Raw genomic sequence first — 22,461 nt, forward strand, 5'->3', positions numbered from 1 at the left:
TAGTAGTTGGTTTGATTGGTGCTGTAAGCCAATTAGAATTAATATGGGCTATAGCTGATACATTAAATGGTTTAATGGCTTTGCCTAACTTGATAGGTCTTCTAATATTATCTCCTAAAGTTGCTCAGCTTACTAGAGATTATATGAAAGATCCTAATTCTATAAGAATGAAAGATTAATTATAAAAGTTTTGTTTGCGGATGTTAGAATTATAGCTTGCTTTGATTATTAGATATATTTCTAATAAAAATAGGTCTTTTAACTCTATTTATTGGTAATAGAAACTCACTAAATATTTATAAGTATCCGCATAAAATTGAAATATTATTCCCTGTCTATTAATTTAGGCAGGGTTTTTTTATATAAAAAGATTATATGGTATTGACTTTTTATTAATATAAATATATAATTAGTAATTATTATTAATAAGAGGCTGTTTTATGAATACTTTTGCTTTAACTAAACTTTCTTATGGAATGTATATTTTAACTGCTATGGATGGAGATAAGCCTGTAGGATGTACTATTAACACATCTACTCAAATTACAGCTACTCCTACAACTATAATGATTAGTGTTAATAAAAATAATTATACTAATGAATGTATAAAGAAAAGCGGTCAATTCGCTCTTTCTATACTATCAGAAAAAAGCGATGCTACATTGATAGGCAGTTTTGGATTTAGAAGTTCTAGAGATAATAATAAATTTGAAAGTGTTAATTATGAAATGAAAAATGGACTTCCTATAATAAAAGCAGCTAATGCTTATTTGATTTGTAAGGTAATTGATAGTCTTGACGTACATACACATACTATATTTATAGGCGAACTTTTAGATGCAGATATATTTGATAATGATACTCCTTCTATGACTTATGCTTATTATCATAATGTAATAAAGGGCAATACTCCTGCAAATGCTTCTACAGCTAATGCTTATAAAAAAGAAGAGGAAACTACTGCCGCAAAAGCAGTTTATAAATGTAAGACTTGCGGATTTGAATATAAAGGTTCTGTTCCTTTTGAAGATTTACCTAAAGATTGGGTATGTCCTATATGCGGAGAGCCTAAAAGTAATTTTGAAAAAGTCTCATAATAATAAATAAATCAAACTAATTTTTACCCCAATTTTTATAGCAGTGCATATACAGAAGAATATATGCACTGTATGAATTATAAAGGAAATATCGATGATGATAAAAATTATAAATAACTCATTTCTTAATGAAGAAGATTACAGGTTATTGATAGAAGAATATAAATCTATAATTAATATTTAAGAAATAAAATTATCCGTTTTTTCTAATATTCTGTTTTTAAGATTTTCTCTTTTATCTTTTAATCTTTTTAATATATCAGATGCTAATTTTGAATTTTGTAAAGATTTTCTTATCTGCCAAAATCCGGTATCCCATAAAGATATTTTAAATTTTTCTCTGTCAATTTTTTCTATATTTGAATAAAAAAACTTATAAAGCTTTTTTCCTATTTCAATTAATTCAAAACTTTCTTTTGAAATATATTTTCTATTTTCCTCTAAATATTGATACGCATATCTTTTTTCATTGTTATACTTGAATAATTTACAGTTAGAGTATACTTCCTTATAATCAAATGGATAGAATTGATTAATTATTTTATAATATTTGTCTTTATAAAAAATATTGTCCATAGAAGAGCTTTGATTTGAAGTAGAAAATAAGCTCCATACAACGCAGTCAAGAATGAAATTTTTATCAAGTTCCTTTTTAGGAATACAAAACTGATCGCTTCCATTAAGCCAAGTAACCTTTAAAACTCTTCTTACTGCATGTATAATCATGGCTTTTTCAAAATTTTCACTAGTTATTGATAATGATCCGGCCGATGCCTGAGGTGCTGAAAATATTGCTGTTAGATTTTGCTTTTGTAAATCGCTTCCGCAGCTCATAAGAGAACCTATAAAACCTTCGCATACCTTATCTCTTATATCATGTCCGCTTGTTTTTACTTTAATAGCAGAAGATAAAGGCACAAATGTATGTGAAGTTCTTACTCTTTTTATCCATTTATTAAGCAGATTATTTCTATCAACTACACTGTAATTTTTTTTATCTATAATATTGCCTTCATCATCTGAAACATCTAATATTATATTTTCATTTCTTATATTATATTTGCTATTTATCTTCCATATTATAAAACTTACTGGAAATGGAGTTGTTTTTGATGTATTGTCAAAATTTGAAGATGAGAATATAAAGCCTGATATAAATTTATAATTGCATACTTTATTTCTAAATTTTTCATTATTATTGTATTTTATATAGTTAGTTTTAGAAAATATTGCAAGAATAACATTATCATTATTTATAAACTCCTGATTTATTCTAAACATAAACTGTGCATATAATTCTCTTGATGCCTCTCCTAATTTTTCATCATGCATAATATATCTTATTTTGCTGAAACTAACATTTCTTTTACTTTTTGAGTTTGTGCCTGCAACCTGGCTTGTAGCATAAGGCGGATTAATGAATATTAACCATTTTATATTTTTATTCTTCAAATCTTTTTGTAATTTTTCAGGCAGCTTATTATAATTAAAAGATTTATCATCAATATCATCATTTAAATAATCATATTGAAATAGGCATGCATCTTTAAAATTGTTTCTGCAGTATTCTATATCATCATCATTTATAGTGGACATATATAAATATTTATGATATTTTTTATTTATATAATACTCTAAATTTCCTGTTCCGCATGACATATCCCATATTCTGTAATTGCCATTTTCCAATTCTTTTTTATCAATTGCATCATATATATATTTTAAAGATTTTTCAGCAAATATTAATGGTGTATAAAATTCGCCTAAATATCTTTTTTTAGAGTTGTATTCTTTCATAATTCTTATTTTACAATTAATAAATGTTTTTTTCAATTTTTAAAAATTTATGATTTTTTAAATAAAATTTTGGTAGGCGCAAATGTACAAAAACTATAAAAAAGCAAGTATAAAGCATTAAATAAACTTCATACTTGCTTAAATTATTTATTTTGCTGCATTTCCAGCAACATTTAAAGAATCCCAAGTTCTTGCAAAAGGAGGAGCATAGCATAAATCAAGCATACCCAATTCATCAACTGTTAATCCTGCATGTATGCATGCTGCTATTACATCCGCTCTTAATACAGCACCTCTTTTTCCTAATATTTGTCCGCCTATAATTTTTCTGCTGTCTGATAAATATATTAATTTTATATGCAAATCCTGATAATCCGGATAATAATGCGTATGATCAATGTCTTTTATAGTAACTGATTTATAGTTAATATTTCTTTTTTTAGCTTCTTCTTCAGTTATGCCTGTGCGTGCTGCTTCAAGTTCAAATGCAAGTATACAAGCACTAGTTAAACTTCCTATGAATTTTTCATGTCCTCCTACTAAATTACTTGCAACCATTCTTCCTAATTTATTAGCACCAGTTGCAAGAGCAGCATAATTTTGAGAGTCCAAAACTCTGTCATATATACTAGCACAATCACCAGCAGCATATATAGAATCAATACTTGTTTTTCCCTCTCTGTCTACAAGTATAGCACCATTTTCCATAAGTTCTATTCCTGCTTCTTTTGCCAAATCATTATTAGGCTTAACTCCTATTGCAACAACAACATAATCAGCATCATATTTTCCTTTATCTGTTACAACTGCCTTTACATTATTTTTATCATCAGCTTCCAAAGACATTACTTTTTCATTAAGATGCAAATCAACATGTTCTTTTATATGCTCTATTACCATATCAGAGAACTCTTTATCGAATTTGTTTCCAAATACTCTGTCAGAACGCTGTATTATAGTAACATTTTTACCTATATGTTTTAAAGCATGAGCAGCCTCTATAGCTATAAAACCAGCTCCAAGCACTATAACATTTTTTATATTAGCATCTTTCATTTTTTCTTTCATATTTATAGCATCTTGATAATCTTTTAAAGTAGATACATTTCCTATATTGATGTTTGGTATATTAGGTATTATGGATTTTGCCCCTGTAGCTATTAATAAAGAATCATAATTATCCTCAAACTCATTATTATTTTCTATATCCTTAACCAATACTTTTTTATTTTTAGCATCTATTTTTAAAACTTCATGATTAACTTTCAAATCTATTCCTGATTTTATAGTTGCCTCTGCAGTTCTTGCTATCATGGTATTAGGATTATCATAAAATCCTCCGACATAATAAGGCATTCCGCAAGCTCCCCAAGATACAATATCAGTTTTTTCATAAACAGTAATAACTGCTTCTTTATCTAATCTTCTTGCTTTAGCAGCAGCACTCATTCCTGCCGCAACGCCTCCTATTATTATAATTTTTTTCATCTAAGAAACTCCTTGCTTTTATATACCTATATGTAGTATAGTATAATAATTGCTTAATTATTTGTCAATTAATTTATTTTAATAATATAAATTTGCAGTTAAAAATCAATAGTGTTATAAAAAATACTATTTTATAATATAATTTTTAATTTGCCATTAAAAAATTAATAAGTTGAAAAAATAGTAACTTTTAATATATTAAAAATATAAATTAATTAAAAAGGAATAAATAAAATACTATGGAAAATACTGATGATAATTTAGAAAGTAAAGTCAATAATATGATACTTTATTATAAGGATATATGCGAAAAAGAGCCTAATAATGTTAAAGCTATGGTAGATTTTGGTATTTTTTATACTCAGCTTGGAAAACATAGAGATGCTGTTGAAATTTTTAAAAAGGCTCTTCTTATTAACAGCAATGATTATTCTATATGGAGACTTATTGGCATATCATATACAAAAATAAAAAGTTATTATAATGCTATAGTTCATTTGGAGCATGCTTATGAACTTGAGAATAATGATTACATTAGCTTAAATTGGCTTGGAAATTGCTATATAGAGGTTGGAAGATATGAGGAGGCTGTTAATGTGCTAAATAAATCCTTTATGATAGCACCTAGGGAATATCTTAATTGGCGTACTTTGGGTATAGCATTATATAATTTAAATAGGCTTGATGAAGCTATAGAATCTTTTGAAAGGTCTGTTGAACTTAATAAATATGATTATGACAGTATTAATTGGCTTGGGCTTTCATATAAGGAAAAAGGAGATTATAAAAAGGCTATTGAATTTTTTAATAAAGTATTAGAGATTGAAAATAATAACTATTCTGTTTATTTAAATCTTGCTGTTTGTTATTTTCTATCTGATGATTTTGATAATTCTTTAATTTTTCTTAATAAATCATTAGAAATGAATGATTCTGATTATTTAATTTATCATTATTTAGGGGCTTTATCTTATAAGTCTAAAGATTATATTAATGCTATTGAATATTTGACTAAATCTATAAGTATTAATGATAAGCATGTAGATTCTTATAATTTTTTAGGATTATCATATTATTTTGCAGGACTTTATGATAATGCTCTTTATATTCTTGAAAAATGCCTAAATATAGATGATTCTAATAAGGAAGTTTATGCTTCTTTATCAGATGTTTATATGGCTTTAGGATATATTGATAAATCTAGGGAAGCTCTTGAAAAGTCCAAATAATTTTAATTTGTATTGTTATTATTATTTTCTTCTAGATTTTCTTTACTTATAATAATACCATATCCGCTTATTTCTATTTTATATTTATTGTCTAATACTATTATGAAATTTTTATCTTTTCTTTCTATATCTGTTATTTTTGAAGCAGGGTATTCATTATCTATAACATTAACCATAGATTTATGTATGCAGCTTCTTGGAATTCCATTTTTTGTATTTTCATCATTTTCACTTATAATGCTTATTTTTTTCCAAAGTCCTGTTTCATAGAAAATAAATTTATAACCTAAATCTATATTTACTTCATATCCGCCTGTTCCCTGATATAAACTTACAGTTTCAATATTATTTCCTGGAAAATTCATATTAATGAAATTTCTAGCTTTTAATGGAAGTGAATTTTCAGTCATGGACTGAGAATATAATAATGAACTTACCAGCAATGTTATAATAATTTTTTTCATAAACAATATTTAAATGCTATAATAAAATAAAAAATATGTCATTATTAATATTCGTATTTTCTTCCTATTAATTTACCATTTTTTTCTATATACAGCTTCATATTATTATCTAATTCAATGTCATATCTATTATCATTGAAAGATGTATTTAATATTGCACTTTGAGGATATAATCTAATTATAGTATCTATTACATTTTTTGGCAGTACATTATGAGTTATTTTATTATTATTGCCATTTATATATAGCCAGTCTCCTGTCCATTTAAATTTTATTTCTATTCCGTTGTTTAGACTTACTATATAATCTCCTGTTTTCTCTCTTTCTGCTAAATATATTTCATTTCCATAAAAATAATAACCAAGAAACTCTTTAATGTCCTTAGGAAGTTTGTCGATGTCTATTATCTTTTTTTCTGCAAATACTAATTGAGATAATGATAATATAATAATACCGCAAAATAAAAGAATATTTTTCATAAATGCTCCTTTTTATATCATTATATTAAGGAGTATAATAGAAATAGTTAATTTTGTCAAATTTTATTTACACAATTTTACAAAAAATATATATTTATTTTTCTATTTCTGTTTCTGATTCATAATCTTTTTTAACATCGTTATATTCATCAATTAAAGATTTATATTCTTCTTCATCGTTTAATAATATATTATTGGTTTTGTTTAGTAATTTTATACTCATTACAATCTCCTTTAATAATATATTTTAATATACCATTACATGCTAATAAATAGTATTTAATCATAGTTTCATATTACAAAATGTAATAAAACTTACGATAAATTCAATTATTTTTTTATATGTTTGATTTTATGTGCTAGTAAAGTGGTTATAAAAAAGCCCCATATACTCTTTATATATCGAATATATGGGGCTAAAATTCTATACTAAAATAAAATATTTTTTAATTCATAGCATTAATTTTTTTCATAATGTCAGATTTTTTAGCACTGGCTCTATTAGAATGAATAACAGATTTTCTAGCTGCTTTATCTAAAGCACTGGCATATTTTTTATATTCTTCCATAGCTGAAGATTTATCATTACTTTCTATGGATTTAATAACTTTCTTTTTTTGAGTATTTAAAAAACTTTTAATTTTTCTATTATATAAATTTCTTACAGAATTCTGTCTTAATCTTTTAGATGCGGAAGCTATATTAGGCATTAATGTACTCCATTATTTTAAAATAAAAAAGCGGAGTTGACGGGGCTCGAACCCGCGGCCTCCTGCGTGACAGGCAGGCGCTCTAACCAAACTGAGCTACAACTCCAAAATAGTTAAGGATGCTTTATATTATATACTAATTGATTTTTTTGTCAATACCTAAAATAAAAAAATATTAAATTTATTAATACTCATCATCATAATCTTTATAATAGTTATAGAGACTTGATATGCAGTTTTCACATATATTGGCATTTAAAATCAGAACTAATATTTTCAAACAATCTATATTATCTATATAGTAAATATTGTTATTATTTTTATAATACTGGTATGTGTTAATTTTTATACAGTCATCGGAATTTATATTTATGCTGTATTGAGAGAAATCGAAGAACTGATCCTCTATTTCATTTAAATTACCGCATAATGAGTTATTAACATCATTATAATCTTTAATTTTTATATATAAAGTTTTATCTTTTTTATTTGTATGTATTGTAGATTCAAATATATGATAATCATTTTTTGCTTTGTTTATATATTCAGGAGGAAGTATAGCATATCCCATTATAATTAATCCTAAAATTATTTTGTTTTAATATATTAAATTGATTTTCTGAAAGTAAAACAATATATAGTTCTTTTTTGATATTTATTATAATTCTATATTTGCAAGCATAAGATATATAATATATAATTGCACAAAATATAAAATCTCAAAGGGAAAAAAATGTCTAAAACTAATAAAGAAGAAAATTTGCATCAAAAACCATTAATGGAAGAGCTTTATAAGGAAGAATTAGAAGCATTAAAAAAAGAAGATAAAAACAGCAAACCCAAGAATTGGCAGCTTTCTCCTCAGGCTGTAAGAGATTTTATTTTAGGCAAGAAACTTAAAGACGGAACAATTATAAAAAGAAAATTTTACGGGGACGATGCCCTTGTAGAGCGTGCCATAATAACCATAGCAGGAAACAGAGGATTAATGCTTGTAGGAGAACCAGGTACAGCAAAAACTATGCTAAGCGAATTATTATCAGCAGCTATAAGCGGAAACAGTACCGTTACCATACAAGGAACAGCAGGTACTAATGAAGATAATATCAAATATTCTTGGAATTATGCTATGCTTTTTGCAAAAGGCCCTGTGGAAGAGGCATTAATACCGTCTCCGGTTTATACAGGTATGAATAATGGTATTATTACAAGATTTGAAGAGATTACAAGATGTCCGCTTGAAATACAGGACTCTTTAATAAGTATATTAAGCGATAAAATTTTAAATATACCGGAACAGAATAAAGTATTATTTGCTAAGGCTGGTTTTAATATAATAGCTACTGCCAATACAAGAGATAAAGGTATAAATGAAATGAGCAGTGCCTTAAAAAGAAGATTTAATTTTGAGACGGTAGAGCCTATAAAAAATCCTAAACTTGAAAGTGAAATAATAACAAATCAGTGCAAAACACTTTTTGAACTTGCTGATATTGATATAAATGTAGAAGATGATGTTGTTGATGTTCTTGCTGTTACTTTTAGTGAATTGAGAAGCGGAACGAGCTTTGAGAATGCCAAGATACAGGAGTTAAATTCTATTATGAGTACCGCTGAGGCTGTTTCGGTTTATTATCAGTCTGCACTTCATTCTTATTACTATGGGGATAAGAAAATTAAGATGGATACTTTGGTTGAAAATTTAATAGGAAGTGTTGCTAAAGAAAATAAAGATGATTTGCCTAAATTAAAAAATTATTTTAATAATTCTGTAAAAATAAAAGCAGAGAAATTAGGTAAACGCTGGAAAGAATATTATGAAAGCAGGAATTTAATAAAGTAATAATGAATAAGGATTCATAAGTCCTATTAATTAAATTCAATTGTTATAATGATTTTGACAATTTATGTTATTTTTATTATAATTAAATTATGAAAGATTTGGAAAAGTTAAAGCAGATATTAAATGAGCCTATTACTATTAATAATTTAAATAGGATTAATGATTATTTTATTAGATATTTATTTTCTCATACAGGTAATGAAAATATTGCTTTAAATTTTATTAATTCAGTGTTTAAAGATTTGAATTTTACTACTTTTAATAAAATTGAAATATTAAATCCATTTAATATAGCAGAAAATTATGATGAAAAAGAGTCTATAGTAGACATCAAGGCTACAACAGAAACAGGAATAATTGTATTAATAGAAATTCAATCCAGAGGAAATGAGGATTTTATAAAAAGAGCTTTATATTATTGGGCTTATAATTATAGTTCTAGTTTAAATAGAGGTTCTTTTTACGATGAATTAAAGCCTGCAGTCAGTATCAATATTACGAATTTTGTTTTAACTGATGAACATAAAGTACATAGCTGCTATCTCCTAAAAGAATTAAATAATAACAAAATTCTTACAGATCATTGCCAGCTTCACTTTATTGAACTTCCTAAATTTAATTTAAAAGATATTTCTGAGATAGAAGAATTACATAAAGGATTTATTTCTTGGGTAAAATTTTTTAAAGGAGAAGATATGTCATCTTTAATAAAAGAAAATACTATCTTTGAAGAAGTAGAAAAAAAATGCAAAATTTTTGTTAATGACAGTCCTGTAATGGATAAATATAAGAAACGTGAAGTAGATGCCTATTTTTTTGATAGAAGTATAGAATTAGATTTAAAAAAAGCTAAAAAAGAAGGAATTGCTGAAGGTATAAAAGAAAATCAAATATCAATGGCTAAGAATATGAAAAATAGAAATATGGATTTAAATCTTATTATAGAATTAACAGGATTAAGCATTGAGGAAATAGAAAAATTATGAACATTTTCAAGAGCATATTATATTAACAAACAATTTTTTATTATGATAAAACTAAAAAATTATGTAATTTAAGGAAAGTATATGAAAAAAAATTATTTTATTTCTTTTAAGCATTAATTTTTTATGGGCATTTCCTCCTAGTGAAGCGTATTTTTCTGAACTTTTAAGCGATAATGGTAAAGTGACAAAAAATACAATGCAAGCTTATGATGTAAAAGATTATGGTATGGTTTGTTTTGATGGAGAGATTACATTAACAGGAATTCTTGAAAGATCTGATAATTCTGATATTGATACTATATTATAGTGCTTTAAGATTTTATCCTGATAATAATATTGATTTGCTTTTTTATTTAGTCTAGTTGGTGCATATTCCTATAATATAGATGATTATAAAGAATTTGAAAGATCAGACTTCGGTGTTTTATTAAAAAATATTAAAGTAAAATTACCAGAACCTTTAAATAAAAGATTTTTAGGTGCTACTGCTGTAAGGACGGAGGTAACAATAAGAAACTATTCTATTTTTTGTGAAGGTGAAGCAGGAAGAGAGGCTTACGGTGATATTGTAGGTTTTAAGGCTTTAGGTGATGTAGAAACAGAGTATTTTAGTAAAGATAATTATAATGCAGGAAATGTTTATTACAGCGAACTTCAATATAATTCTAAAGACAATTATGTGAATATAAGAGATAAAGCAAATGGAAAAGTAATAGGAAAGATTTTGAAAAACGATATGATTAATAATGGATGGATTTTATTAGCTATTGATAATTATTATTATTATGAAATAGATGATAAAGGTTGGTATGAAGTATATTATATGCCTCCGAATGCTAAAGATGGAAAAGATGCAATTCATGGCTTTGTGCATGGTTCACAGATAAAAATTGGAAATAATTAAAAACAATATAATTTTGACAATTTATGTTATTTTTATTATAATGTTTATATGGATAATGGCTTTAAAGATATAAAATATTTTAATAGATTAAATGATTATTTTGTAAGATACCTTTTTTCTGATAAAGGCAGTGAGGCAATATTGCTGGATTTTATTAATTCGATAATGCTTGACTCTGGTATGAAGACTTTTAGAAGTGTAGAAATACTTACACCTTTCAATTATAAAGATAACTATGAAGATAAAGAAACTATAGTTGATGTTAAATGTATAACTCAAAATGGTTCAGTTGTTATAATAGAGATACAATTACAAGGTAATTCTAGGTTTCCAGAAAGAATATTATATTACTGGGCTTCTAATTACAGCAAGCTTTTAAAACAGGGTGAAAAGTATGATGCTTTAACTCCTGTTATTAGTATAAATTTGCTTAATTTTAATTTAGATGACTCAGATAATATTCATTCTTGTTATATGATTTATGATACTATTAGTCAAAGATTATTAACAGATCATCTTCAAATACATATAATAGAGCTTAAAAAATTTCAATATAATTTGTTAAAACCAGATTTAAATTGCTGGCTGAAATTTTTTACAATGAAAGATAATAGGGAGGAAATTATGTCTGATTTAGTAAAGGAAAAACCTATAATGGAAGAAGTACAGAGAAGATATAATAATTTTATAAAAGACAGACTTATGATGAATGAATATGACAAAAGGCAAGCATATTTGTACGGCAATCAGATAATGCTTGAAGAAGAGAGAAGATTAGGTGTTGAAGAAGGTTTTAAAATAGGTATAGAAAAAGGGATAGAAAAAGGTATAGAAGAGGGTAAAAAAGAACAGCAAATATATATAGCTAGGAATTTAAAAAAATCCGGTATAGATATAAAAATAATTAGCGAAAATACAGGTTTGGATATAGAAGAAATTGAGCAGTTATAATTGTATTTATAAGAGAAACAGAAATTGCTAATGAGGTAAATGAAAACTAATAACTGATGATATTTAGAGAAATACAAATAAAAAACTTATGAGTTCCTGGCATTCGCAAGAATGACATGAGATTATAGACGAATAAGTTTTTTATAGATGATAAAAATTAAAAGGTTACAATGTTATTGTTATAAATATCTAACAATTTGTATTATAATAGTTCTTTTAAGATTATATTTATAAAAAGATGAAAATTATTACTAAAATCGATTTTTACATATTATTTTATATGGGATACTGTAATTTTTTTATTTACTATGTTGACTTTTTTATATAAATTTATTAGAATAAAAACAGACGGTAAAACTAATGCTTAAACATTATGAAAGATTGCGTATAATGTTTGTTTTGCCAACTGTTAGGAACTATAAAGATCCTCTAAATCCTTATTATTCCAACAATACATATTGTCAAAGTTATGCGTAACTTTGCAGAGAATAAAGATCCTCTAAATCTTATTATTCTCACTGATTTTTATAGTCTGTTAGAATCAAAATTAAAGGTTCTAACGAAATGCCGGAAACAATGAGGATATCCTTTCTTCATTGTTTCCAATAAATATTTTAGAAGTTATAACCAATTATGGTATAACATATAAAAAATTTAGGAGAAAAAAAATGAAAAAAGTTTTATTGACAGCTATGGCTATATTAACCTTAGCTGGTACATCAGTTTTTGGTATGTACGGTGTAGACGGTGATGACTGGATTGGATTCCTTACTCATGGAAACCAGTTAAGAGCTAGAATGGATCAATTAGGATTTGTTTTAGGCAACGGTACAATTAAAGGTACTTTAGGTTTCAGAAATGATAAAGGTACTTTAGGCAACATAATAAGCGGTACTGTTAGCGGAGATAAACTTACAGTAAGACATTATTTTACACCTACTGTTTCAGCAGGTATAGGATACACTTCTGATATGTTCGGTATAGGCGTAGGGTATAACTTCACTTATATGGATCCTAATCTTTATATTCACACTCCAGTATTAATGTTCAATGCTTTAAATAATAACTTAAAAATCGCAGTTCCTGTAGAAGTAGCTGTAACTGATAAATTTAATGGAGTTAATAACAATAAATTTACAGGTATAAGCTTCAATCAAATGGAATTAAGATATACTACTGGAATAGATGCTTTCAATGAAATCAGAGTATATTTCAATTATAGAAATACTTCTCATGAAAACGCTTATGCAGGTGCTCTTAGTGAAAAAACTATATCAGAAGCATTCGGTATGCAGGTAAGATTATACTTCTTAAGAACTCAAATTGGAAACGTTACAGTTAATCCATTCTTAAGAGTTGAATATCATACAGCTTTAAAAGGCAATTTAATGTATGATTACACAATGACAAGAGACTCAATTTATAGTACTGAGTTTAGCGGAATAGCTTCTGATGAAAAACAATCAGATGTTTATAAATACAGCCCTTATCAAGTTACTATTAAACCAGTATTATCTTTAGCAGCTTCAAGCGATATAGTTTCTTTATACTTTGAACCTTCTTTAGGATATCAAATAAATGGAAATGCTATCACTGTAGCAGAAGCTAATGCAGGTATGAAGCAGAAATTAACTCATAATTTAGCTTGGGGAGCTTATGCTGAATTATATGTAACTCCTGTTAAAGACTTAGAATGGTACTTTGAGATGGATATTAATAATACTGATGTTACTTATGGAAATAGCGGTACTCCAGTATATTTTGAAACTACTACTGGTATAACTTGGTACTTGCCTTCATTAGGCGGAGATACTGCTGCTCAATAATTAGTGATTAATATAGAAATATGTAATTAAAGGGGTTAAAAAACTCCTTCAATTTGATAAAAAAATAGGAGAAAAAAATGAAAAAGGTTTTATTGACAGCTATGGCTATATTGACCGTAGCTAGTACTACTGTATTTGGTATGTACGGTATGGACGGAGATGACTGGATTGGGTTCCTTACTGACGGAAACCAGTTAAGAGCAAGAATGGATCAATTAGGATTCACTTTAGGAAATGGTACAATTAAAGGTACTTTTGGTTTCAGAACTGATAAAGGTGCTTTAGGCAATATAATAAGCGGTGCTGTTAGCGGAGACAAACTTACAACAACCCATTATTTTACACCTACTGTTTCAGCAGGTATAGGATACACTTCTGATATGTTCGGTATAGGTGTAGGATATAACTTCACTTATGTTGATCCTCATCTTTATATTCATACTCCAGTATTAATGTTCAATGCTTTGAATAATAACTTAAAAATTGCAGTTCCTATAGAAATAGCTATAACTGATGATGCAAGACCAAATGATCCATTTGGTGATAGTATGGTTGATCCAAATATTAGTAAAGTTAAATTTACAGGTATAGGATTTAATAATCTTGAATTAAGATATACTACTGGAATAGATGCTTTCAATGAAGTAAGATTCTATGCTTCTTATAGAAACACTACTCATGAAGCACCTGTTAATGGAGCAACTCAAAAACTTGTTTCAGAAGCATTAGCTTTACAATTAAGATTATACTTCTTGAAAACTACTGTTGGAGATGTAACTGTTAATCCATTCCTTAAAGTTCAATACTCTACAGCTTTAAAAGGAACAAGACTTGATGATTTCTATATGTTAGATAGTTATAAATACCCAGCTGGTCAGGTTGTTAATGGAGTATATGATGGAAATGTTGGTATAGACGGCAGCAAAAAACAATCAGATATTTATAAATCTAGTCCATATCAGGTAACTATTACTCCTGTATTATCTTTAGCAGCTAGCAGCGATATAGTTTCTTTATACTTTGAACCTTCTTTAGGTTATAGAATAAGCGGAAATGCTATCACTGTAGAAGAAGCTAATGCAGGTATGAAGCAGAAAATCACTCATAATTTAGCTTGGGGTGCTTATGCTGAAATGTATGTAACTCCTGTTGAAGACTTAGAATGGTACTTCGAAATGGATATCAATAATAATAATACAGTTGCTTCAGCTAACGGCAGCACACCTCCAGTATATTTTGAAACTACTACTGGTATAACTTGGTACTTGCCTTCATTCGGCGGAGATACTGCTGCTCAATAATTAGAGATTTAACTTAGAATATATATAACTAGGGGGGCTTTTACGGCCTCCTTTTTTATGTATTTATTAATATTTAATTATATTTAAAAAGAGTATATATTTATAATATACTCTTTTTTATGTGAAAAATTGTATTTTATTATTCTTTTTGATATTTTTATAATAGATTAATATTAAATTTTCTCTGCTAAAAAATAATTTTATATAACTAAAAAACATTATTATTTAGTCTAAATAAATTTAACATTCTTTACATAATTTGAAATATTTATGAACTTATCAATTATTAATATGTAATTATGATATTTATTTTAATATTTTACATTATCAAACCAGTATTATCTTTAGCAGCTAGCAGCGATATAGTTTCTTTATACTTTGAACCTTCTTTAGGTTATAAATATGCTTATTCAAAAGAAACTGCAGGTGCTGAAAGTATTGACCATGCTTTAACATGGGGTGCTTATGCTGAAATGTACATAACTCCAGTTAAAGACTTAGAATGGTACTTCGAGATGGATGTTAACGGTAATGTTACTGGAAAAGATAAAGTAGCTAACGTTGATTTAGCTCCAGTATACTTTGAAACTACTACTGGTATAACTTGGTACTTACCTTCATTAGGCGGAGATACTGCTCAGTAATTAAATAATTAAAATGAAAATTAGGGAGGATGTAAAAGTCCTCCTTTTTATTTGCATAAAAATATTTCAATTTATTAAAAAAAATCAAATAAATATATTCAATAAAAATTTTTTCTTGATATAATATTAAAGAGATATATTTTTGTTGTTAGGTAAAACAAAAATGAAGAATTTTATATTATCATTAATTAGTTTATTATTCATATTTAATTCTTATATATTCGGCATGTACGGCAATGGAGATGATTGGATAGATTTTCTTACAGATGCTAATCAATTCAGGGCTAGAATGGATCAATTAGGTTTTGTTTTGGGTGATGAAACTATTAAAGGTACTTTTGGTTTTAGAACTGATGAAGGTACTTTAGGAAGCATAATAAATGGTGCTGTTAGCGGAGATAAACTTACAGTAAGTCATTATTTTACACCTACTGTTTCAGCAGGTATAGGATATACTTCTTCAATATTTGGTATAGGCTTAGGTTATAATTTTACATATATAAATAATAATTTACAGGTGCATACCCCCGTATTGACAATTAATGCTTTAGATAATAATTTAAGAATAGCAATACCTTTGCAGATAGCTGTTTCTGATACTATTGTTAATACAGATAGGTTCGGAACTTATACAGGTATAAGCACTTCAACTCAAATAAGATATTATACAGGAATAGACTCTATTAATGCTTTAAGATTGTATATTAATTATGGAAGAAATTCGTATGAAAATATGTTTTTAGCACAGTCTTTGGGTTTTGAATTTAGAATGTATTTCTTAAATAGTTATATCAATGATGTTAATATAAATCCTTTTATCAAAGTTCAATATAATACGGCATTAGGAAGCGAAGGAAAACCTATTAGTTCATCTCATGTTCTGTCAAGCAGTGTTATGAATTATAAAGATCTTTCATTAAGATATGATTATGATATCTATGATATAGAAGTAACAGCTGTTTTATCTTTATCGGCTAATAGTGATATAGTTTCTTTATATGTAGAACCGTCTTTAGGATATAAAATAGCAGAAACAGGTTTTAAAACTGAATTGCCTGAATATTATTTAACATGGGGTGCTTATACTGAAATGTATATAACACCTGCTGAAGATTTGGAATGGTATTTTGAAATGGATGTTAATGGCAATGTTGATTCAATTCCGGTATATTTTGAAACTACTACCGGTATAACTTGGTACTTGCCTTCATTTAGTAATGCAGAATAATTAATCCTTATCTATATTTATAAAATGATTTAATGCATTGAGTATGTCTGCTGATTTATTATCTATCTTATCGTCATCATCTGTATTTTCTGCTTCAAGCATTGATATATAGGATTTCATTAGATTAAAACCGAAATATGCTTCTATATTGCTGTCATCTTCTTCTATAGATTTTTTATAATATTCCAATGCTTCTTCATATAATCCTAGTTCTTCTTTTTCCTTTGCTGTATTAAAATAGCTTTTTGATTTATTATTATTATTCATATAAAAATCCGATAAAATTTAATTAGGATAATATTATACTATAATGAAATTTTTTTCAAAAATTATATATTTAGTGTATTATTTTTTAATTTGAAAAAGATTTTTATTATTATATATTATATATATGCAGCAAAGTTTTTTATAATTTATTATGAAGGAGAAAATATGGATTTAAAGAAATCACAAACTAATGAAAATTTGAAAACTGCTTTTATAGGTGAGGCTATAGCTAGATGTAAATATGCATATTATGCTGAAAAGGCAAGAGAAGACGGAATGGAGAATTTGGCATTGGTATTTGAGAAGGCTGCTAGAAACGAACAGGAACATGGTAAATTATGGTTTGAACGCTATCATGGTATATTTTCAAAAGATGAGAATTTAAAAGATGCTATAGCTAGTGAAACATACGAAGCTACTGATATGTATTTAAATTTTGCAAAAACAGCTAGAGAAGAAGGCTTTAATGATATAGCAATTCTTTTTGAGCATGTTGCCAAAATAGAAGAAGAGCATAAAAAAATGTTTGAAAAATATTTAGGTAACAATATAGAAAGTTTAAACAGATGGCAATGCGGTAAATGCGGATATGTACATAATGAAGCTAAAGCTCCTAAGAAATGCCCTGTTTGTGAGCAGTATAGAGTTGGAGGAATAAATTAATAAACACATATATTAAAAAATTATTATTTATGGAGGTATCAATGTATAGAAAAAGAGCCGAGTTTTTAGCAGAACTAATGGGATCAATGTTTTTAATAATGTTCGGATGCGGAGTAGTTGCATCAGTTAATATTGGAAATACTGGGGCACCTGTTGATATACATATAGCTTGGGGACTTGCTGTTACTTTTGGTATATATGTATCTGGAAAAATAAGCGGTGCACATTTGAATCCTGCTGTTACATTAGGTTTAGCTGTTACAAGCAAATTTCCATGGTCAAAGGTATGGTATTATATATTGGCGCAAATGATAGGATGTTTTATAGGTGCTGCTGTAGTATTTGCTGTTTATTATGGTAAATGGATGGAAGTTGATCCTACACTTTCTAGTACAACTGGAGTATTTGCTACATTTCCATCTGTTCCGGGTTTTTGGTATGGATTTATAGACCAAGTTGTAGGAACATTTATTTTAGTATTTTTAATTCTTGCTACAGGAGATTCAAATAATACTCCTGCCGGTGCTAATTTAGGACCTATAATAGTAGGACTTATAATAGTTGCTATAGGAGCATCTTTCGGCTTCATGCATGGATATGCTGTTAATCCGGCACGTGATTTAGGACCTAGACTTTTTGCAGTTGCTGTAGGATTTCAAAATAACGGACTTACAGATGGTTCTAATGTATGGTTAGTTCCTGTTATAGGACCTATAGTCGGAGGTGTTTTAGGTGCTATTGTTTATGATTTCACTATAGGCAAGGCATTAGCAGGTAAAAATTAGTATATAAATTAATGAGTTTAATTATGGCAAAATATGTAGTTGCAATAGATCAAGGTACAACAAGCAGCAGAGCTATAGTATTTGATTATGATCAGAATATGGTGTCTGTTGCTCAGAAAGAATTTACTCAAATTTATCCTAATGAAGGATGGGTTGAGCATAATGCTGCAGAGATTTGGGCTACTCAGTTCGGGGTTTTACAAGAGGCTATACAAATTGCCGGAGTTAAGCCGGAAGAGATAGCTGCTATTGGGATTACAAATCAAAGGGAAACTACTGTTGTTTGGGATAAAAACACAGGAGAGCCTATTTATAATGCCATAGTTTGGCAATGCCGAAGAACAGCTCCTATATGCGATGAACTTAAGAAAAAAGGACTTGATACATATATAAGAGAAAATACAGGTTTGGTAGTTGATGCTTATTTTTCAGGTACTAAAATAAAATGGATACTTGATAATGTTCCTGGTGCCAGAGAGAAAGCTAATAAAGGCGAATTACTTTTCGGTACAATAGATACTTGGCTTGTATGGAAGCTTACAGGCGGAAAGGTGCATGTTACAGATTATACTAATGCATCAAGGACTATGATTTATAATATTAAAGAATTAAAATGGGATGAGAATATTTTAAAAGAATTAGATATACCTATGAGCATGCTTCCTGAGGTAAAAGATTCTTCATGTGTTTACGGATATGCTAATATTAACGGAAAAGAAGTTCCTATATCAGGCATAGCAGGAGATCAGCAGTCTGCATTATTCGGACAGGCTGGATTCAATAAGGGAGATACAAAAAATACTTACGGTACAGGAAGCTTCATTCTTATGAATGTAGGGGAGAATTTTATATTAAGTAAGAACGGACTTATAACTACTATAGGTATTGGATATAAAGGAAAAATTGAATATGCTTTAGAAGGTTCTGTATTCATAGCAGGTGCTGTTATACAATGGGTACGCGATGAATTGAGACTTCTTCATGATGCTAAAGATACAGAATATTTTGCTACTAAAGTAAAAGATACTAACGGAGTTTATTTAGTACCTGCATTTGTTGGGCTTGGTGCTCCTTATTGGGATATGTATGCGAGGGGATGTTTGGTAGGTATTACCAGAGGTGTTAATAGAAGTCATATTATAAGAGCAGCAGAAGAGGCTATAGCTTATCAAAGTAAAGATGTTATTGATGCTATGGTAGCAGACAGCGGAGTTAAACTTGGTTCATTAAAAGTTGATGGCGGAGCATGCAGAGATAATTTTTTAATGCAGTTTCAAGCTGATATTATTAATACTAAAGTTCTTCGTCCTCAAATTACAGAAACTACTGCTTTGGGTGCTGCTTATTTAGCAGGACTTGCTGTAGGTTTTTGGAAAGATAAAGATGAAATTGCAAACAGATGGAAATTAGAGAGAGAGTTTACTCCTTCCATTTCTGAGGAGGAGAGAAATAAAAAATATATGGGCTGGAAAAAAGCGGTTGAAAGATCAAGAGGATGGGCTATATAATTTAAATAAGGAATATATATGTATGATATATTGATTATAGGAGCAGGAGTATCAGGGACTTCATCAGCACGCGAGCTTTCAAGATATAAAGCTAGTATATGTGTTGTTGAGAGAGGGGAAGATGTTTGTTCCGGTACTTCAAAATCCAATAGCGGAATAGTTCATGCTGGTTTTGATGCTGCCAATGGTTCTCTTATGGCTAAGTTAAATGTTTTAGGTAATAAAATGATGCCTAAAATAGCAGAAGATCTTGATGTGCCTTTCAGACAAAATGGTTCTTTGGTAGTTTGTACTAATGAAGAGGATATGCCTAATTTGCAGGCTATATATGAAAGAGGAATTAAAAATGGAGTTGATGGGCTTCAAATATTGAACAGAGAAGAGGTTCATAAAAGAGAGCCTAATTTAAATGATAATGTATGTGCTGCTTTATATGCATCTACCGGAGGAATAGTTGATCCTTTTATATTAAATATTGCCTATGCTGAAAATGCCCATGCTAACGGAGTTGAGTTTAAATTCTATACTGAAGTTATAAATATAAAAAAACTCTCTGACGGAACTTTTGAAGCAGAAACTAATAACGGTATTATAAAAGCTAAATATATAGTTAATGCTGCCGGAGTTTATGCTGATAAGTTTCATAATATGATGAGTGCAAATAAAATACATATTACCCCAAGAAGAGGAGATTATATTCTGCTTGATAATGAGGTTGATAATTTAGTAACTTCAACAATATTTGCACTTCCTACAAAATTGGGTAAAGGTATATTGGTTACACCTACAGCTCATGGAAACATAATGCTCGGACCTACTGCCATTGATATAGAAGATAAAGAGGGACTAAATACAACTGCTGAAGGACTTGCTCAGATTATAGAAAAATCCAAAATGACAGTTAAAAATATTCCTTATAATAAAGTTATTACTTCATTCTGCGGGCTTCGTCCTCATGAGGATAATCATGAATTTATTATTAAAGAGCTTGAAGACTGCGAAGGATTTTTTGATTGTGCCGGAATAGAATCTCCGGGGCTTGCATCCTCTCCTGCAGTCGGTTTAATGGTTGCTGATATTGTAAGTAAAAAAGGAAATTTTGAGAAAAAAGAAAACTTTATAGAAAAAAGAAAAGGAATAACGCATTTTAATAAACTTTCTAATGAAGAGAAAAATAAACTTATAAAAGAAAATCCTTTATACGGGCATATAATTTGCAGATGCGAAAAGGTAACAGAAGGCGAAATATTAGAGGCTATAAAAAGTCCGATAGGAGCTAAATCTATTGACGGAGTAAAAAGAAGAGTAAGAGCAGGACTTGGAAGATGTCAGGGGGGATTCTGTTCTCCTAAAATTATAGAGATTTTAGCCCGTGAATTAAATGTTTCTCCTTTAACTATTACTAAATGCGGAAAAGGTTCTGAAATAGTTATCGGATATGATAAAGAAACTTTGTAATTTACAAGTTTATTAAATTAAAAACAATATGAATTATTTGTTTTGATTTAAGGAGTAAAAATGCAATGTTATGATGTTGTTGTTATAGGCGGAGGACCTGCCGGACTTGCAGCTTCCGTTTCTGCCAAAGAAAATGGAATAGATAATTTACTTATGATTGAACGGGATAATGTGCTTGGAGGCATACTCAATCAATGCATACATAATGGTTTCGGGCTTCATAGATTCGGAGAAGAGCTTACAGGTCCTGAATATGCTTATAGATTCATAGAGAAAGTTATTGATTTAAATATAAATTATAAACTTAATACTATGGTTTTGGATATTGGGCTTAATAATGACAAGACAAAAAAAATTACTTATATAAACAAAGAAGAAGGTGTAATTCAAATCAATGCTAAAGCTGTAATACTTGCTATGGGATGCCGTGAACGTTCAAGGGGTGCTTTGAATATACCAGGATTCAGACCTGCAGGTATATTTTCTGCCGGTGCTGCTCAGCATTTAGTTAATATTGAAGGATATATGCCAGGCAAAGAAGTTGTTATACTTGGTTCCGGCGATATAGGGCTTATTATGGCTAGGAGAATGACTTTTGAAGGTGCTAAAGTTAAGGTAGTAGCTGAGATACTTCCTTTCTCCGGAGGGCTTAAAAGAAATATAGTCCAATGTTTGGATGATTTTGGAATACCTCTTAAGCTTAGTCATACAGTAATAGATATTAAAGGAAAAGACAGACTTGAAGGTGTTACAATAGCTAAAGTTGATGAGAATATGAAGCCTATTAAAGGTACTGAAGAATATTATTCCTGCGATACTTTGCTTTTATCTGT

At 28.4% G+C, this 22,461-nt stretch carries 23 protein-coding genes, 1 tRNA gene and 1 pseudogene; 16 read left to right on the plus strand and 9 right to left on the minus strand.

Annotation, left to right across the window (positions count from 1 at the left end):
- Positions 1-11 precede the first annotated feature (11 nt).
- A complete protein-coding gene (locus Q0J90_RS04160) occupies positions 12-179 on the plus strand; it encodes an alanine:cation symporter family protein (protein WP_297276729.1) in 168 nt (55 codons plus the stop codon).
- Between the two features lie 261 nt (positions 180-440).
- Positions 441-1,097 (plus strand): flavin reductase, encoded by a 657-nt coding sequence (locus Q0J90_RS04165; protein ID WP_297276709.1) that lies wholly within the window; start codon positions 441-443, stop codon positions 1,095-1,097.
- A gap of 180 nt (positions 1,098-1,277) precedes the next feature.
- Here Q0J90_RS04165 and Q0J90_RS04170 read toward each other — a convergent pair whose 3' ends face one another.
- Together Q0J90_RS04170 and Q0J90_RS04175 are read right to left on the minus strand one after the other, a co-directional pair.
- Positions 1,278-2,894, minus strand: a complete 1,617-nt coding sequence (locus Q0J90_RS04170; protein WP_297276710.1) for a hypothetical protein — start codon at positions 2,892-2,894, stop codon at positions 1,278-1,280.
- 147 nt (positions 2,895-3,041) lie between these two features.
- Positions 3,042-4,382 carry a CoA-disulfide reductase gene (locus Q0J90_RS04175; RefSeq protein WP_297276711.1) on the minus strand — a complete coding sequence of 447 codons (1,341 nt, stop codon included), beginning with the start codon at positions 4,380-4,382 and terminating at the stop codon, positions 3,042-3,044.
- 239 nt (positions 4,383-4,621) lie between these two features.
- Here Q0J90_RS04175 and Q0J90_RS04180 point away from each other — a divergent pair, with 239 nt between their 5' ends.
- Complete coding sequence (locus tag Q0J90_RS04180; protein ID WP_297276712.1) at positions 4,622-5,611, plus strand: tetratricopeptide repeat protein; 990 nt, start codon at positions 4,622-4,624, stop codon at positions 5,609-5,611.
- A gap of 2 nt (positions 5,612-5,613) precedes the next feature.
- Here the strand turns inward: Q0J90_RS04180 and Q0J90_RS04185 are convergent, their stop codons facing one another.
- From Q0J90_RS04185 to Q0J90_RS04210, 6 genes are all read right to left on the minus strand, one after another.
- On the minus strand, positions 5,614-6,084 hold the full coding sequence (locus tag Q0J90_RS04185; protein ID WP_297276730.1) for a PepSY-like domain-containing protein: 471 nt from the start codon (positions 6,082-6,084) through the stop codon (positions 5,614-5,616).
- A 35-nt stretch (positions 6,085-6,119) separates the two neighbouring features.
- On the minus strand, positions 6,120-6,554 hold the full coding sequence (locus Q0J90_RS04190; RefSeq protein WP_297276713.1) for a PepSY-like domain-containing protein: 435 nt from the start codon (positions 6,552-6,554) through the stop codon (positions 6,120-6,122).
- A gap of 94 nt (positions 6,555-6,648) precedes the next feature.
- Complete coding sequence (locus Q0J90_RS04195) at positions 6,649-6,777, minus strand: hypothetical protein (protein ID WP_297276714.1); 129 nt, start codon at positions 6,775-6,777, stop codon at positions 6,649-6,651.
- A gap of 223 nt (positions 6,778-7,000) precedes the next feature.
- Positions 7,001-7,264 carry a 30S ribosomal protein S20 gene (gene rpsT, locus Q0J90_RS04200; RefSeq protein ID WP_297276715.1) on the minus strand — a complete coding sequence of 88 codons (264 nt, stop codon included), beginning with the start codon at positions 7,262-7,264 and terminating at the stop codon, positions 7,001-7,003.
- 31 nt (positions 7,265-7,295) lie between these two features.
- Positions 7,296-7,370, minus strand: a tRNA-Asp gene (locus Q0J90_RS04205).
- A 78-nt stretch (positions 7,371-7,448) separates the two neighbouring features.
- Complete coding sequence (locus Q0J90_RS04210; RefSeq protein ID WP_297276716.1) at positions 7,449-7,835, minus strand: hypothetical protein; 387 nt, start codon at positions 7,833-7,835, stop codon at positions 7,449-7,451.
- A 162-nt stretch (positions 7,836-7,997) separates the two neighbouring features.
- On the opposite strand from Q0J90_RS04210, the gene Q0J90_RS04215 reads away from it, so the two are divergent.
- The 8 genes and pseudogenes from Q0J90_RS04215 to Q0J90_RS04250 all read left to right on the plus strand — a co-directional run bounded on the left by Q0J90_RS04215 (position 7,998) and on the right by Q0J90_RS04250 (position 16,947).
- Positions 7,998-9,107: an AAA family ATPase gene (locus Q0J90_RS04215; protein WP_297276717.1), complete on the plus strand. Its 1,110-nt coding sequence runs from the start codon at positions 7,998-8,000 to the stop codon at positions 9,105-9,107.
- 89 nt (positions 9,108-9,196) lie between these two features.
- Positions 9,197-10,093 (plus strand): Rpn family recombination-promoting nuclease/putative transposase, encoded by an 897-nt coding sequence (locus tag Q0J90_RS04220; RefSeq protein WP_297276718.1) that lies wholly within the window; start codon positions 9,197-9,199, stop codon positions 10,091-10,093.
- A 91-nt stretch (positions 10,094-10,184) separates the two neighbouring features.
- Positions 10,185-10,997: pseudogene (locus Q0J90_RS04225) on the plus strand (hypothetical protein).
- A gap of 48 nt (positions 10,998-11,045) precedes the next feature.
- On the plus strand, positions 11,046-11,948 hold the full coding sequence (locus tag Q0J90_RS04230) for an Rpn family recombination-promoting nuclease/putative transposase (protein ID WP_297276719.1): 903 nt from the start codon (positions 11,046-11,048) through the stop codon (positions 11,946-11,948).
- Positions 11,949-12,616: 668 nt separating this feature from the next.
- Positions 12,617-13,774, plus strand: a complete 1,158-nt coding sequence (locus tag Q0J90_RS04235; protein WP_297276720.1) for a cell surface protein — start codon at positions 12,617-12,619, stop codon at positions 13,772-13,774.
- Between the two features lie 77 nt (positions 13,775-13,851).
- Positions 13,852-15,075, plus strand: coding sequence for a cell surface protein (locus Q0J90_RS04240; RefSeq protein WP_297276721.1), 1,224 nt, complete (start codon positions 13,852-13,854; stop codon positions 15,073-15,075).
- A gap of 299 nt (positions 15,076-15,374) precedes the next feature.
- Positions 15,375-15,719, plus strand: a complete 345-nt coding sequence (locus Q0J90_RS04245; RefSeq protein WP_367173837.1) for a hypothetical protein — start codon at positions 15,375-15,377, stop codon at positions 15,717-15,719.
- 163 nt (positions 15,720-15,882) lie between these two features.
- Positions 15,883-16,947, plus strand: coding sequence for a cell surface protein (locus tag Q0J90_RS04250; protein WP_297276722.1), 1,065 nt, complete (start codon positions 15,883-15,885; stop codon positions 16,945-16,947).
- On the opposite strand, the gene Q0J90_RS04255 is transcribed toward Q0J90_RS04250, so the two are convergent.
- The gene (locus Q0J90_RS04255) at positions 16,948-17,214 is read right to left on the minus strand and encodes a hypothetical protein (RefSeq protein WP_297276723.1); all 267 of its coding nucleotides are present in this window, start codon (positions 17,212-17,214) and stop codon (positions 16,948-16,950) included. It lies immediately after the preceding gene.
- Between the two features lie 165 nt (positions 17,215-17,379).
- Between Q0J90_RS04255 and Q0J90_RS04260 the strand changes: the two genes are divergently transcribed.
- The 5 genes from Q0J90_RS04260 to Q0J90_RS04280 form a co-directional block, all read left to right on the plus strand.
- The gene (locus Q0J90_RS04260; protein ID WP_297276724.1) at positions 17,380-17,877 is read left to right on the plus strand and encodes a ferritin family protein; all 498 of its coding nucleotides are present in this window, start codon (positions 17,380-17,382) and stop codon (positions 17,875-17,877) included.
- A 41-nt stretch (positions 17,878-17,918) separates the two neighbouring features.
- Positions 17,919-18,662, plus strand: a complete 744-nt coding sequence (locus Q0J90_RS04265; RefSeq protein WP_297276725.1) for an MIP/aquaporin family protein — start codon at positions 17,919-17,921, stop codon at positions 18,660-18,662.
- 23 nt (positions 18,663-18,685) lie between these two features.
- Positions 18,686-20,170: a glycerol kinase GlpK gene (gene glpK, locus Q0J90_RS04270; protein WP_297276726.1), complete on the plus strand. Its 1,485-nt coding sequence runs from the start codon at positions 18,686-18,688 to the stop codon at positions 20,168-20,170.
- An 18-nt stretch (positions 20,171-20,188) separates the two neighbouring features.
- On the plus strand, positions 20,189-21,628 hold the full coding sequence (locus tag Q0J90_RS04275) for an NAD(P)/FAD-dependent oxidoreductase (RefSeq protein WP_297276727.1): 1,440 nt from the start codon (positions 20,189-20,191) through the stop codon (positions 21,626-21,628).
- A gap of 60 nt (positions 21,629-21,688) precedes the next feature.
- The coding region (locus Q0J90_RS04280) for an FAD/NAD(P)-binding oxidoreductase (protein ID WP_297276728.1) at positions 21,689-22,461 on the plus strand (773 nt) is incomplete at its 3' end.

The sequence above is a fragment of the uncultured Brachyspira sp. genome, from assembly GCF_944390595.1.
Lineage (GTDB): Bacteria > Spirochaetota > Brachyspiria > Brachyspirales > Brachyspiraceae > Brachyspira.